14 protein-coding genes are annotated in these 13167 nt (G+C 62.1%); 2 read left to right on the forward strand and 12 right to left on the reverse strand.

Features of this window, described 5'->3' with window-relative positions; all coding sequences use genetic code 11:
* Window positions 1-24: 24 nt before the first annotated feature.
* The 5 genes from ELS24_RS13720 to ELS24_RS13740 form a co-directional block, all read right to left on the reverse strand.
* On the reverse strand, window positions 25-1008 hold the full coding sequence (locus ELS24_RS13720) for a Bug family tripartite tricarboxylate transporter substrate binding protein (RefSeq protein WP_127184427.1): 984 nt from the start codon (window positions 1006-1008) through the stop codon (window positions 25-27).
* Window positions 1009-1095: 87 nt separating this feature from the next.
* Window positions 1096-1947, reverse strand: a complete 852-nt coding sequence (locus ELS24_RS13725) for an enoyl-CoA hydratase-related protein (RefSeq protein ID WP_127184428.1) — start codon at window positions 1945-1947, stop codon at window positions 1096-1098.
* A 17-nt stretch (window positions 1948-1964) separates the two neighbouring features.
* Window positions 1965-3182: a CaiB/BaiF CoA transferase family protein gene (locus ELS24_RS13730; RefSeq protein ID WP_127184429.1), complete on the reverse strand. Its 1218-nt coding sequence runs from the start codon at window positions 3180-3182 to the stop codon at window positions 1965-1967.
* 148 nt (window positions 3183-3330) lie between these two features.
* Window positions 3331-4215 (reverse strand): LysR substrate-binding domain-containing protein, encoded by an 885-nt coding sequence (locus ELS24_RS13735; RefSeq protein WP_127184430.1) that lies wholly within the window; start codon window positions 4213-4215, stop codon window positions 3331-3333.
* Window positions 4216-4217: 2 nt separating this feature from the next.
* A complete protein-coding gene (locus tag ELS24_RS13740; protein WP_127184431.1) occupies window positions 4218-4904 on the reverse strand; it encodes a LytR/AlgR family response regulator transcription factor in 687 nt (228 codons plus the stop codon).
* 166 nt (window positions 4905-5070) lie between these two features.
* Here ELS24_RS13740 and ELS24_RS13745 point away from each other — a divergent pair, with 166 nt between their 5' ends.
* Window positions 5071-6150, forward strand: a complete 1080-nt coding sequence (locus tag ELS24_RS13745) for a sensor histidine kinase (RefSeq protein WP_127184432.1) — start codon at window positions 5071-5073, stop codon at window positions 6148-6150.
* A 654-nt stretch (window positions 6151-6804) separates the two neighbouring features.
* Here ELS24_RS13745 and ELS24_RS13750 read toward each other — a convergent pair.
* Together ELS24_RS13750 and ELS24_RS13755 are read right to left on the reverse strand one after the other, a co-directional pair.
* Window positions 6805-7590: an SDR family NAD(P)-dependent oxidoreductase gene (locus tag ELS24_RS13750; RefSeq protein WP_127184433.1), complete on the reverse strand. Its 786-nt coding sequence runs from the start codon at window positions 7588-7590 to the stop codon at window positions 6805-6807.
* Between the two features lie 9 nt (window positions 7591-7599).
* The gene (locus ELS24_RS13755; RefSeq protein ID WP_127184434.1) at window positions 7600-8586 is read right to left on the reverse strand and encodes a Bug family tripartite tricarboxylate transporter substrate binding protein; all 987 of its coding nucleotides are present in this window, start codon (window positions 8584-8586) and stop codon (window positions 7600-7602) included.
* Window positions 8587-8751: 165 nt separating this feature from the next.
* Between ELS24_RS13755 and ELS24_RS13760 the strand changes: the two genes are divergently transcribed.
* On the forward strand, window positions 8752-9024 hold the full coding sequence (locus tag ELS24_RS13760; RefSeq protein WP_127184435.1) for a hypothetical protein: 273 nt from the start codon (window positions 8752-8754) through the stop codon (window positions 9022-9024).
* An 822-nt stretch (window positions 9025-9846) separates the two neighbouring features.
* On the opposite strand, the gene msrA is transcribed toward ELS24_RS13760, so the two are convergent.
* From msrA to ELS24_RS13785, 5 genes are all read right to left on the reverse strand, one after another.
* Window positions 9847-10548, reverse strand: a complete 702-nt coding sequence (msrA, locus tag ELS24_RS13765) for a peptide-methionine (S)-S-oxide reductase MsrA (protein ID WP_127184436.1) — start codon at window positions 10546-10548, stop codon at window positions 9847-9849.
* Window positions 10549-10617: 69 nt separating this feature from the next.
* The gene (gene msrB / locus ELS24_RS13770) at window positions 10618-11121 is read right to left on the reverse strand and encodes a peptide-methionine (R)-S-oxide reductase MsrB (protein WP_127184437.1); all 504 of its coding nucleotides are present in this window, start codon (window positions 11119-11121) and stop codon (window positions 10618-10620) included.
* 177 nt (window positions 11122-11298) lie between these two features.
* Window positions 11299-11610 carry a pentapeptide MXKDX repeat protein gene (locus ELS24_RS13775; protein WP_127184438.1) on the reverse strand — a complete coding sequence of 104 codons (312 nt, stop codon included), beginning with the start codon at window positions 11608-11610 and terminating at the stop codon, window positions 11299-11301.
* Window positions 11611-11651: 41 nt separating this feature from the next.
* Window positions 11652-12443: a molybdopterin-dependent oxidoreductase gene (locus ELS24_RS13780; protein WP_127184439.1), complete on the reverse strand. Its 792-nt coding sequence runs from the start codon at window positions 12441-12443 to the stop codon at window positions 11652-11654.
* Window positions 12444-12453: 10 nt separating this feature from the next.
* A complete protein-coding gene (locus ELS24_RS13785; protein WP_127184440.1) occupies window positions 12454-13086 on the reverse strand; it encodes a cytochrome b/b6 domain-containing protein in 633 nt (210 codons plus the stop codon).
* Window positions 13087-13167: the final 81 nt, after the last annotated feature.

Consider the following 13167-nt stretch of genomic DNA (forward strand, 5'->3'; position numbering starts at 1 on the left):
ATTCGGTGCATGCCCCATACGCAGCTATTCCGGCTTGATGCCTGCCGCCTTGATGACTCGGCCCCATTTCTGAAGCTCGGCAGCCTGAAACGCGTTTAGCTCGGCGGAGGTCGTTGTCCATGCCTGGGTTGCTGAGTTCCGAAAGAACGCTTGCGCGCCCTCGCTGGCTACGGCTTCGATCAATAACTGCCTTAGCTTCGCATCCGTCGGCGCGGGTGTGCCGACGGGTACGTAGGCGGCGAACCAATAGCCCATGTCATAGCCTTTGATGCCGGCCTCGTCCAGGGTAGGTACATCCGGCAGTTGGGGCAGGCGTTCCTGGGTTGATGCGCCAAGCGGGCGCAGTTTGCCTGCTTCGATCTGCGACAAACCCGTTACGGTGTCGATCACCATCATGTCGATGTGCCCACCCAGCAGATCGTTCAGCGCATTGGGATTGCTGTTGTAGCCGACCCAGACGATATCCGTGCCGGTCAGTTGCTTGAGCATTTCGCCCGCGATGCGGCTGGACGAATTGCCGCTGCCGAAGCTCAGTTTGCCGGGGGCTTGCTTGGCCGCGCGAATCAGGTCATCGACAGTGCGATAAGGCGAGTCGGCCTTCACCACCAGAACCAGGCCGCCGCGTCCCAATCCTGTCAGTGGGGTGAAATCCGCGGCTGGGTCATACGGGAGCGTTTTGAAAAGATGGGGGTTGGCGGCCTGCGTGGTGTTGGTGGTGATCAACACCGTGTAGCCGTCGGGAGCGGCTCGGGCAACGTGATGCGCGGCGATCATGCCGCTTGCGCCTGGCCGGTTTTCCACAACGACGGCTTGCCCCGTCTGCTGTGTCAGCGACGCTGACAATGCGCGTGCCAGCAGGTCGGTTGCACTGCCCGCGCCGAATGGCACGACAAATGTCACGGGCTTTTCCGGGTAGCCGCCCGCCTGTGCCGATGCGGTCCAGGCAAAGCCAAGCACGGCCAGCACCGAGGCCGCCAGGCGGACGATAGAAGTGATGATGGGATTCATGATGTTTGTCTCCTGTAGTTAGTTGGTGCGGGCGTCATTGGCCTGCACGCTTCGTATGCCAGCTTCCTGGGTGCGCGCTCAACGCGCTCAAGCGGGCTGACTAGCAAGATCGCGGCGGTCGCGCTGCGCTAGAAACTCACGGACAACCGCCTTGTGCTCATCGCCGCAAAGCAAAATCGCCTGCAGGGCGGCAGCGTTCTCCAGCGCCATCGGCAAGGTAGATTCGGCGGCATCCAATACCAGGCGCTTGGCCATGCGCAAGGCTTGGGGCGGGTTCGACGCAATGCGCCGGGCCAAGGCGGCGCTGGTCTCGTCCAAGGCTTCCGGCGCCACCACGCGGGACACCATGCCCAGTTGCAACGCGGTCGGTGCGTCGATGAATTCGCTGGTCAGCGTCAACTCCAGGGCCTTTGCCGTCCCCACGATGCGGGTCAAGAACCAGGCGCCGCCTATGCCAGACACCAGGCCCAGCCTCAGGAAGCTTTCGGCAAACGTCGCGCGTTCGCTGGCCACGCGCAGGTCGCACATAAGCGCCAGGTCGCAGCCGGCGCCGACCGCCGCCCCATTGACCGCCGCAATTGACGGCATCTGCAATGCTTGCAAGGCGTGGGTGATTCGATGCAGCGTGGATTTCAGCCTGGCGCGGACCTCGGTGGCCGAGCCCTGCATCAAGTCGGAGCCTCGCTCCATGTCTTTTACATTGCCGCCCGTGCAGAAGTGCTTGCCTGTGGCGCGCAGCAATACGCAATGCACGTTTGATAGCGAGTTGGCCTGCTCCAGGGCCTCGGCAAGCGCCTCGGCCATGCGTACCGACATGGCATTGCCTGTGTTCGGGTCGTTGAGGCTCAATGTAAGGACGCCGTCGGCGATGTCTTGCTGGATCAATATCTCGGCAGTGGCCGATGCGCCGGCTTCGGCGATGGATGTATTGGATGTCATCGGTGTTTCCTTGGCTTTCAGGTAGAAAATGGCTCGGGTGTTCCCAGGACGCCGCTACCGAACATGGCTTCTATCTCTGCTGGGTCATAGCCGCATTCGTTCAGAATCTGGCGGCTGTGCTGGCCCAGCGTTGGCGCGGCCGTGTTGGGGTCATGCGAGCTGGTCGCGTGAGCGGGCCCCGGCGCGAAGCCCGGCATGCGCACTTTTCCGGCAACGGGATGGTCAACCCAGCTGTCGATGCCGCTTGCGGCGTACTCTTGTGAGCGGACGACATCGTCGTAGTCCGCCACCGGCGCACAAAGAATGTCCAACTGGGAAAGCCGATTCACCCAGGCGTCGGTGGCGCGCTGCCGAAACAAGGGCGTCAACGCCTGGCGCAGCGCGTCGCGGTGCGCGACGCGGGATTCATTACTGGAAAAACGCGGATCATGTTCCAGTTCGCCGGCGCCCAATACGGCGCACAAGGCTTGCCAGCGCTTGGGGTGGTAGGCGGCCACCATGATCCAGCCATCAAGGGTCTGGTAGGCCTCGTTGGGCGCGGCGTAGGGGGCGGCGCTGCCCGCCTTGGCGGGTGCGGTGTCCGAGGCAAAGTACGACGCGTAGCCGATCTGCTGCAGCATCAACGTTGCGTTGTACAGGCTGATGTCCAGGTATTCGCCTTGGCCGCTGCGTTGGGCTGCGTGGTATGCGGCCAGAATCGCGATCGTGGCCATATAGGCCGTGGTCATGTCGGCGACCGGCGTCGCGACTTTTACCGGCTCGCCGTCCGCGACCCCCAAGGTGCTCATCAAGCCGCTGGCGGCCTGGATGATGCCGTCCACGCCGGGCCGGCCACGCAGCGGGCCGGTTTGTCCGTACGCGGAAATGGAGCAATACACCAATCCGCGGTTGCTGTTGGCCAGCGTGTCGTAGTCCAGGCCAAACGCCTGCATGACGCCCGGACGGTAGTTTTCAACCACCACGTCCGCGCGGCTGACCAAGCGGCGCGCGACTTCGCGACCGCTGTCGGATTTCAGATCCAACGCGATGCCGCGCTTGTTGCGATTCACGCTCAAGTACACGGCGCTTTCGCCCGCGATCCAGGGCGGGCCGATCTGCCGGCCGAGTTCCCCGCCGGGGGGTTCGATCTTGATGACGTCCGCGCCCATGTCCGCAAGCATCATGGTGCAGACGGGTCCCGCGAGTACGTGCGAGAAATCCACGACCCGCAGGTCTCGCAAGCTACGTTTGAACATCTCCTGTCTCCTGCACGACACGGTCTGATGGGTGACCGTGTTCTCTTGTCATGCAGGCAGAATAGGCAGCGGCTCCAGACCCGGCAAACGACTTTATCGACCGGATGCTTTGACTTTTTGTAAAAGGGTCAATGTAGGCGCTCGGGGATCAAACGGCGACAAGGGTGGACAGCCAATCGCGGAACACACGCAACGCTCGGGATTGCGGCTTGCCCGTCGGCCAGGCGAAGTAATACGTGAAATCCTCGTGGTCGAGTATGCGATCCAGCGGCGCCACCAAGCTTCCGTCCGCCAGTTCTTTTTCGATCAGCGCCTTTTGGCCAATGGCGACGCCATGGCCTTCGATGGCTGCCTGGTAGGCAAGCAACGAGGTTTCGTACTTCATGCCTTGCGCGGGGTTGACGTTGCGCAAACCGGCCGCGCGCAGCCATAGCATCCAGTCGTCGGGTCGCGCCATCGAATGCAGCAAGGTTTGTGTCGCCAGTTGCTTCTTGTGCGTCAGCCCCAGCGTGGGGGCCGCCACGGGAATCAGCTCGTTGCGCACAAGCTGCAGCGTGCGCATTCCCGGCCAGCGGCCATCGCCCAGCTGTATGCCGGCGTCAATGTCTTCGCGCTGAAAATCCAGCGGCGCGAACGACGTCATGACTTGAACGTCGATGTCTTTATGCTTCTGATGAAAACTTGCCAGTCGCGGGATGAGCCAGCGCACGGCAAAGGTGGCGGGTGAGCGGATGCGCAGCGTATCCCGGCCCTGGCTGTTGCCGGCCACCGCCAGGGTGGCCTCACGCAGCGTTGCAAACAAAGGGATCAAATCCGACAGGTAGCGTGCGCCTGCCGGTGTCAGCGTCAGGCCGCCGCGTATGCGTAAAAACAGCGGCGTGCCCAGATAGTTTTCCAGCGCCCGGACCTGCCTGCTTACCGCCGCGGGTGTCACGCACAGTTCATCGGCTGCCTTGGAAATGCTCAGCAGGCGCCCCGTGGCTTCGAACGCCCGGGCGGGATTCAATGGCGGAAGCAAGTCGCGGCGCGCCATGGTTAGCTCCGCGCCACCGCGCGCCGCAGCCGCAGCGACGCGACGCGGCCCAGCACGATGGGTGCTACGCCATTGCTGAAGCTCACTTCCGTTTGCGCGCCGGAAAGGGGCGACAACTGCGCGATGTGCTCAAGATTGATGATGATCGACCGGGACAAGGCGCAGAAAGGCGGGTAGGGCAGATGCGCGGCCAGGCGTTTGAGCGTGATGTGCATCAGCTCGTTGTCATTGGCGGCGCTGCACAGGCGGACGTAGTCGCCTTGCGCCTGCACAAGCGTCAGCCGTTCGACCTTGATGAGTTTGGTGCCGACCTTCGTTTTCATCGGCACGTAGCCGGTGGCGCGGGGCCGTAGCCGCGTCAGCGCCCGCGCAAGCCTGTCGGGGCTGACTGGCTTGAGCAGGTAATCGACCGCCGCGACGTCGAACGCGCGGGTGGCGTAGTCGTTGTGCGCGGTGACGAAGACCACGGCGGGCGCGGATTCCAGGCTGCTCAGAAGATCGAACCCGTTGCCGGAGGTCAGTTCGATATCCAGAAACAGGGCGTCTGGCGCATGGGCCTGGATCAGGTCGTGGGCTTGCTCAATGGTGGAGGCCTCGCCGGCGACGTCGATATTGGGCATGGCTTCGAGCAGCCGGCGCAGGTAGCGCCGTGCCGGGGCTTCATCGTCGACGATCAGCACACGTAGCATTTTCCTCTCAGGCGGCAGAGTGTGACGGGTATATTCTTCGGTTCGGCGATATCGTCGATTCCGATATCGCTTCGGTTTCGAACCGCCGGTAAATATAAGGCCATATGCGTTGTTCCGTGAACCCGTCGCGTTGCTTGAATATGGCTGTTACGAGAAGAGCGCGTCCATGATGTCGACATCACTCAGCCAGGGCCTTGGTCAAGGGGAATCGTCGCCGGGCTTCTGGCGCGCCCAGATCCTGGGATGGATTTTTCTTGCGATGGTCGGTTTTTTTATCCGGATGTCGCTGTTCGACAATGCGGCGGCGGCATTGTGGCTGACGCTTGTGATGGACTCGCTGGCGTTTGCGATGACCAGCACGGCCGCCGTGTTGCATGGACGTCGCGCGGGCAAGGCCGATTTGCCGGTCGTGGTGCTTGCCTGCGCCGTGCTGCTGTGCCTGGCCGCGGGGGCGCTGCTGGCGTCAATTGCCTACGCCATCCATCGGCTGTTGCCGCCAGGGGTCGTGCACCTGTTTCCCAGCCATGCCTACCGGTTGGGTTTGCTCTATTACATGGGCATCTTTTCGATTTGGACGCTGGTGTATTTCGGCGTGTCGGCCGAACTTGCCGCCCGCACCGAACGCATGTCCAAGATGAAGGCCGAGACCCGGTCCTTGCAATTGGAGCTTGAGCATCTGCGCTTGCAGATAGAGCCCCACTTTCTTTTCAATGCGCTCAACACGATCGTGGCCGAGATTGCCGAGCGCCCCGCCATTGCGGAAGAGATGACGCGCCGTCTGGCGGACTACCTGCGCTATTCGCTGGACCGTCGTGGACGCGGCCTGTCCAGGCTGGAAGAAGAGATCGAGGCGGCTCAAGCCTACGTGCGCATACAAGCCCTGCGCTTCGACACGCAGCTTGACTGCCAATGCCAGATCGACCCGGCCACGCTACACATCAACCTGCCGTTGATGACCTTGCAAGGCCTTGCCGAAAACGCCATCAAGCACGGCATGCGGTCTGCGTGCGAGCGCTTTGTGATCCACATTCATACCCGGCTCCAGGGCGACGAACTGATCATCCAGGTAGAAAACCCCGGCCGCTTGCAAGCCCCGGTTGATCTGGTCGGAAGCGGCGGTGGGCTAGGCAATCTTTGCCGCCGCCTTGAGTTGCGCTACGCCGGAAGATACGCTTTTTCGCTGGATCAGCGCGGTGACAGCACGGTCGCCGAGATCAGGCTGAGGGGCGCGCCGGATCCGCTGTAACTTGCTGGAAGCGTCCGCTCGCCCAGGCTTCACCGGCGACGCGGACGCCGCCAGATGGGTTACGCGCGATACAGCACCGATAATCTTCTGCCCCGCGTCGCGCGCTGCACCCATCCTACAAATGCCAATCGTAGGATGGGTGCAGCGCGGAAAAGTCGAAGCAAGAAATACGGCATAAGCCGCGCGGAACCCATCAGCAGCCGGGGCTCTGACGCGAACGCCGCCAGATGGGTTACGCGCGACACAGCACCGATAATCTTCTGCCCCGCATCGCGCGCTGCACCCATCCTACAAATGCCGACCGTAGGATGGGTGCAGCGCGGCAAAGTCGAAGCAAGAAATACGGCATAAGCCGCGCGTAACCCATCAGCAGCCGGGGCCCTGACGCGGACGGCGCCAGATGGGTTACGCGCGACACAGCACCGATAATCTTCTGCCCCGCATCGCGCGCTGCACCCATCCTACAAATGCCGACCGTAGGATGGGTGCAGCGCGGCAAAGTCGAAGCAAGAAATACGGCATACGCCGCGCGTAACCCATGTGGCAGCGGAAGCCGCGGCTGGCCAGAAGTCGTTCTTTGACGCGTCATTCCGTCGGTCCCTTTCGGGAAGTGGGTTGGCGCCTTGGTGGCACTGATGGCTCAGCCTCCATGTCTTAGCTTGCATACAGGTTCGCAAGCGACGCTTTGACAAACCCGCCGTCCACCACGATGTCCTGCCCATTCACATACAGCGACGCATCGCTGGCAAGAAACGCGACGGCTCCCGCGATATCCTGTGCAAGCCCGATGCGCCGCGCCGGGATGTGGGCGATGCGCTTTTGCAGCACGGCGTCGTCGCGGTAGTGCGCCTCGGACAGGGGCGTGCGGATCATGCCCGGGCTGATGGAATTTGCGCGGATCCCCAGCGGGCCCCATTCCACGGCCATCTGGCGGGTCAAGGCTTGCAAGGCGGACTTGGTGGTGCCGTAGGCGCCGACTCGCGTTGGTGTCTGGGCAGAGATCGACGCCACATTGATGATGCTGCCCGCCTGCTGCGGCCGCATCAGGGGAAACAGCGCCTGCGCGCACAGCAACGCGCCGCGCAGATTGACGCGGAAGATGCGGTCCCATAAGTCGATCGGGAAGTCCTCCAGCCCCACCGGCGCGGCGCTGATGGCTGCGTTGTTGACAAGAATGTCGCAACGGCCGAAGCGCTCGCCAAGCCGGCTGGCCATCGTCGCTACCGAGTCCGGGTCGGAAATATCGCAACGCACGTTCAGCAAGCCATCGGGTTGCGGGGCGGTATCGGAGGCGTTGATATCCACCTGCGCCACGGCCGCGCCCAGGGAACGCAGGTGTTTGCAGATGGCCAGGCCGATTCCGCCCGTGGCGCCCGTGACCACCGCCACGCGGCCTTGCAAGGCGTCGACCGCGAAGGCGGGATTGAAAGACGTGTCCATGCGTTTGGCCTACTTGTTTTTCAGGTCGGCCACTTTGGCCAGGCCTTGCCAGATGACGGCGTCGCGCTTGATCGATGCCGCGAATTCCTGCGCGGAAATTGTCGGGGGCACGATCATGTTCTGGCCTTCGATGCTTGCTCGGACCTCGGGCGTGTGCTGCGCGCGGTAGATCTCGGCGTTAAGCCGGTCGATGATCTCGGGCGGCGTGCCCGCCGGGGCAAATACGCCATACCAGCCGTCGGCTTCGAATTTGTAGCCTTGCTCGGCCAGGGTCGGCACGTCCATCGTGGCAGGCCAGCGCCGCGAACCCGTCTGACCCAGGGCCACCAACTTGCCGCTACGCATGAAGGGAACGGGTGAGGCGATGTCCATGAATCCCACGCTGATCGTGTTGGCCATCAGGTCGGTGCTTTCCGTGACCAATTGCTTGTAGGGAATATGCGGCATGTCCAGGCCGTAATGGGACTTGATGCCCTCCATGGCCAGGTTGCCGGACGAACCGGTGCCCCAGGATCCGTAGGCAAGCTTGCCGGGGTTGGCCTTGGCGTAGGCGACCATGTCCGCCAGATTCTTGAAGCCCATGCTGGGGTTGGCGACCAGCAGAATCCCCGCCGCGCCGACCTGGGCGACGGGCAGCAGGTCTTTTTCCGGGTCGTAGGGTAGCGAGGGAAGCACAACCGGATTCAGCAGGATGGCGGAAGAGGGCGCAAGCACCAAGGTATAGCCGTCGGGCGCTGCCCTGGCCACCGCGTCGCATGCGATCAAGCCGTTCGCGCCGGGCTTCGATTCCACGACGATGGGCTGCTTCAGCGCCTTGGACAAGGGCGCGGCGATCAGGCGGGCAAAGATATCGCCGCCCGCGCCCGGTGAACCGGCAACCACCAGCCGGATGGGGCGGTCGGGCCAATTGCCTTGGGCGGCAAAGGCGTTGACGCCCAGGCCCATCAGCATGCCGCCCAGCAGGATGGCCCGTCGTGTGGGAAGGGATTGGGTCATTGCTTGTCTCCGAATCTTTGAATTCTTTTTGAATTCATTTTTGAATTATCAGGAGCTCTAAATTCTAGGTAGCTGAACGAGCTTGGCTATAGCTGAACCCGCAGATCTGAACTGCGCGAATCGCAGGAATAACGGACATGGCCCGCCTGTAATGCCGATGCCTTCGTGCTGCGTTTTTTGCAGAAGAGATCTTTAGAATATGGCGGTATTGGATGGGCGGATGGCTTTTCACACTTTCAGGGAGACAACCGAATAAGAGCAAGCCATGCCTTTCGCCATTCGTCGCAGTTTGCTGTTGGGGGCGTAGCATTTTCGTTTGCGGCCGCCGTGGATGGGCTGACGGCCATTCTTGGCGGCCAGATCGACGGCTACTTCACCACGATCAGCACCCCCGAAGCAAGATCGGTAAGTGCTATGAAAACATACAAGGATGGGTGAAGCGCGGCACGGCGGTGAAAAATACGTTGAATTACAACGCGCGCAACCCATAAAGCAACCTAGCAGCCCCCAGCCGTTTCAGCCACAACGCAATGGCTGCATGATGGGTTCCGCGCGTTCGGGGATGCTTATCTTGTGCCGGTTTTCGCGCGCTTCACCCATCCTACGTACACGCTGGCTGGTGCTTGAGTCAATCGTAGGATGGGTGAAGCGCGGCACGGCGGTGAAAAATACGTTGAATTACAACGCGCGCAACCCATAAAGCGACCTAGCAGCCCCCAGCCGTTTCAGCCACAACGCAATGGCTGCACGATGGGTTTCGCGCGTTCGGGGATGCTTATCTTGTGCCGGTTTTCGCGCGCTTCACCCATCCTACGTACACACTGGCTGGTGCTTGGGACAATCGTAGGATGGGTGAAGCGCGGCACGCCGGTGAAAAATACGTTGAATTACAACGCGCGCAACCCATAAAGCGACCTAGCAGCCCCAAGCCGTTTCAGCCACAACGCAATGGCTGCACGATGGGTTTCGCGCGTTCGGGGATGCTTATCTTGTGCCGGTTTTCGCGCGCTTCACCCATCCTACGTACACACTGGCTGGTGCTTGGGTCAATCGTAGGATGGGTGAAGCGCGGAACGGCGGTGAAAAATACGTTGAATTACAACGCGCGCAACCCATAAAGCGACCTAGCAGCCCCAAGCCGTTTCAGCCACAACGCAATGGCTGCACGATGGGTTCCGCGCGTTCGGGGCTGCTTATCTTGTGCGGGTTTTCGCGCGCTTCACCCATCCTACGTGTGGGCCGGGATTCTGTGTCGCCGCGTTACTTCGCGTTTTCACTCACCAGAACCGGCTTTTCCCGATACTTCGCGGGAAACGTCTTCGCTAGATTTTCCACTTTCGGCACATCATTTATCACGATGTACATGCTGGTCGGGTGGCGCACCAGATAGTCCTGGTGATAGCCCTCGGCCGGGTAAAACGCTTGCAGCGGTTCAATCGTGGTGGCCAGCTTCTTCGAATACACCCCGGTCTTGTTCAATTGTTCGATATACGCTTCGGCCACCTTGCGCTGGCCTTCGTCCGCGGGAAACACGGCGGACCTATATTGCGTGCCGCGATCCGGGCCTTGGCGGTTCAGTTGCGTGGGGTCGTGGGCCACGGAGAAGTAGATCTGCAGCAGTTCGCCGTAGCTGACCTGTTTGGGGTCATACGTGATTTCAACCGCTTCGGCGTGGCCGGTGCGGCCGCCGCTGACGGTGTCGTAGTCCGCGGTATCCGCCTTGCCGCCCGCGTAGCCGGATACGGCGTTGCTGACACCTTTGACATGCTGGAACACGGCTTGCACGCCCCAGAAGCAGCCGCCGGCGATGACAGCTTTTGCTTGTCCGGCGGCGGCCTGGGTTTGGTCAACGGCCGGGGCGGGAATGATGAAGGCGGTTTCGGCGGATTGCGATGCGCCCGCACCCAACATGCCGCAGGCGGCGGCAAGGGCGGCGCAGAATTTTTTGGCTTGGAAGTTCATGGTCATAAATCCTGAAGGTGCGGATGTTCAGTCGGGCAGGTCAGCCCCGGGCAGGTGAGCCCCGGGCGGTCAGCCCTGTGCCGTAAACGTCATGGCGACGCCGTTCATGCAGTAACGCAAGCCGGTGGGGCGGGGGCCGTCATCGAAGACATGGCCCAGGTGTCCGCCGCAATTCGCGCAATGCACGGCGGTGCGGACCATGCCGAAGCCGGTGTCGCGGGTTTCGCCGACGGCGTTGGGCAGGGGCTGCCAGAAGCTGGGCCAGCCGGTGTGGCTGTCGAACTTGGTGTTGGACGAAAACAGGTGCTGCTCGCAGCCGGCGCATGAGAACGTGCCGTTGCGGTGTTCGTCGTTCAAGGGGCTGGAGTAGGGCCGTTCGGTGCCGTCGCGGCGCAGCACCTGGTATTGGGCGGGCGTGAGCCGGGCGCGCCATTGCTCGTCGGTCAAGGTGTAGGGATAGCTTGCGGCGGCTTTGGCGGCCGAGGCGCTGCGGGGAGTCAGCCAGGGGGCCAGGCCGGCCGCCAGCGCGGCGCCGCCGCCCAGGGTCAGGAAATGTCTACGGTTCAAACTCATGGCGTGGCTCCTTCAAGAGACGATAGGGGAAAGGGCGCAAGCAGGCGTTGGCAAGCAGGCGGAGGCAAGCAAGCGGTGCCAAGCAAGCGGTGCCAACCAAGCACTGCCAAGCAAGCGCCGGCAAGCAGCGGGGCGGGATCGAACCGCCGACCCCCGCGCTTGCCCGAAACTTGTCCCTTACTTCTTCATTCCATCCTTCGACATCCCATCCTTGGACATCGAATCCTTCTTCATGCCGTCGTGCGACATGTTGTCCTTGGACATGCCGTCCTTGCTCATGCTGCTCTTGGACATGCCGTCCTTGGCCATGCCATCTTTAGCCATGCCATCCTTGGCCATCCCGTCTTTAGCCATGCCGTCCTTGGACATCGAGCTCTTGCTCATGCCGTCTTTGCTCATGCTGTCCTTGCCCATGGTGTCGGCGGCATGCGCGGCCATGGCGCCAAAGGCCAGGCACAGGGAAAAAGCAGCGGTGGTGAGTGTCTTCATGATGCGTTCCTTTGATGGATTGAGTAAGACAGGAATTGCACCTAGCTTCCGCCGAACCAGTTGTAGCCCTGGTCCTCCCAGTAACCGCCTGGGTAGGTGTTGGTGACAAAAATCGCCTGTATGTGCTTGGGGTTCTTGTAGCCAAGCTTGGTAGGCATGCGCAGCTTCATGGGGAAGCCGTACTCGGGGGGCAAGGTCTTGCCGTCATAGGTCAGCGCCAGGATCGTCTGCGGGTGCAGTGCCGTGGGCATGTCGATGCTGGTGTAGTAGTCGTCGGAACACTTGAAGCCCACGTACTTGGCCGTCAGGTCCGCGCCAACGCGCTTGAGGAAGGTGGAAAACGGCACGCCGCCCCATTTGCCGATGGCGCTCCAGCCTTCCACGCAGATGTGGCGGGTAACCTGGTCCACCTGCGCCATGGCGCGCAGCTCTTCAAGCCGCCATTGGCGCTTGTCGGCCACCATGCCGGTGACTTCCAGCCGGAACGATTCCTCGTCCACGTGGCGCACTTCGTCGATGCCGTAATAGGCATTGAAGGGAAACGGCCGGGTGATCATGGATTCCGGGTAGGTGGGCGCCAGCTTGTTGGGGTCGAACAGCCAGCCCTGCACGCGGTCGTTGAAACGCGAGACGGATGTCAGCGCCTTTTCCACGTTCTCATCGTCGGACAAGGAACATCCCGACAGCATCGCCACGCCGCCCAGCGTCAGGCTGTTGCGCAGGAAGGCGCGGCGCGAGGGTTGCTCGACTCGCCGGGTGATCAGGTTCTTGGCTTCTTTCAGAATGGCCGCGCCGTCCAGGCCCAGCAGCGACAAGCGTTTTTTCTGGCTCACGTTGGGCTCCTTATTTGCCGCGGATCATGGCGATGAGGCTACGGGGCACCAGCGCCACCATCACCAGGTGTACGGCCACGAAGGCCACCAGCAGCGCCATGGCGAAGAAGTGGATGCGGCGTGCGAATTCATAGCCACCCATCAGCTCGCGCAGCAGGTCAAACTGCACGGACTTCCACAGCACCAGGCCGGACAGCACCAGCACCACGATGTCGACAATGACGAACAGGTAGGCCAGCTTTTGCACCTGGTTGTAGTGACGCAGATCACCGTGGGACAGCTTGCCGCGCAGGGCCGCACCCAGGTCGGCGGCCACGCCACGCGGGCTCAAGGGGAAGAATTTGCGCCAGAGCCGGCCGGTGGAAAGGTTCAGGGCCAGATACAAGATGCCGTTGGCGAACAGCAGCCACATCGCGGCAAAATGCCATTGCAGCGCGCCGCCCAGCCAACCGCCCAGGGTGATGCCGTTGGGAAAGGTGAAATCAAAGAACGGGGCGGCGTTATAAATGCGCCAGCCGCTCATCACCATGATCACCACCGCCAGCGCGTTCAGCCAGTGCACCACGCGCAGCCAGCCGGGGTGGATGACGCCGGGGGGGCGGGCGGCGGCGGGGGGAATGTGACTGGCGGGGCTTGCCATCATGGCGGGTCTCCGGGGCGGGGTGCTGTCGTTGGAGCTATTCTTCCCCGGGGCCGATATCGAAGTCCTCACGCAAACTTAAAA

The sequence above is a fragment of the Achromobacter spanius genome, assembly GCF_003994415.1.
Lineage (GTDB): Bacteria > Pseudomonadota > Gammaproteobacteria > Burkholderiales > Burkholderiaceae_B > Achromobacter > Achromobacter spanius_C.

What these genes read in the sequence shown, in the direction of transcription:
- ELS24_RS13745 (WP_127184432.1), top strand. Translation starts at nt 5,071, where the DNA reads ATGATGTCGACATCACTCAGCCAGGGCCTTGGTCAAGGGGAATCGTCG.
- ELS24_RS13720 (WP_127184427.1), bottom strand. Translation starts at nt 1,008, where the DNA reads ATGAATCCCATCATCACTTCTATCGTCCGCCTGGCGGCCTCGGTGCTG.
- ELS24_RS13725 (WP_127184428.1), bottom strand. Translation starts at nt 1,947, where the DNA reads ATGACATCCAATACATCCATCGCCGAAGCCGGCGCATCGGCCACTGCC.
- ELS24_RS13735 (WP_127184430.1), bottom strand. Translation starts at nt 4,215, where the DNA reads ATGGCGCGCCGCGACTTGCTTCCGCCATTGAATCCCGCCCGGGCGTTC.
- ELS24_RS13750 (WP_127184433.1), bottom strand. Translation starts at nt 7,590, where the DNA reads ATGGACACGTCTTTCAATCCCGCCTTCGCGGTCGACGCCTTGCAAGGC.
- msrA (WP_127184436.1), bottom strand. Translation starts at nt 10,548, where the DNA reads ATGAACTTCCAAGCCAAAAAATTCTGCGCCGCCCTTGCCGCCGCCTGC.
- ELS24_RS13730 (WP_127184429.1), bottom strand. Translation starts at nt 3,182, where the DNA reads ATGTTCAAACGTAGCTTGCGAGACCTGCGGGTCGTGGATTTCTCGCAC.
- msrB (WP_127184437.1), bottom strand. Translation starts at nt 11,121, where the DNA reads ATGAGTTTGAACCGTAGACATTTCCTGACCCTGGGCGGCGGCGCCGCG.
- ELS24_RS13740 (WP_127184431.1), bottom strand. Translation starts at nt 4,904, where the DNA reads ATGCTACGTGTGCTGATCGTCGACGATGAAGCCCCGGCACGGCGCTAC.
- ELS24_RS13775 (WP_127184438.1), bottom strand. Translation starts at nt 11,610, where the DNA reads ATGAAGACACTCACCACCGCTGCTTTTTCCCTGTGCCTGGCCTTTGGC.
- ELS24_RS13785 (WP_127184440.1), bottom strand. Translation starts at nt 13,086, where the DNA reads ATGATGGCAAGCCCCGCCAGTCACATTCCCCCCGCCGCCGCCCGCCCC.
- ELS24_RS13755 (WP_127184434.1), bottom strand. Translation starts at nt 8,586, where the DNA reads ATGACCCAATCCCTTCCCACACGACGGGCCATCCTGCTGGGCGGCATG.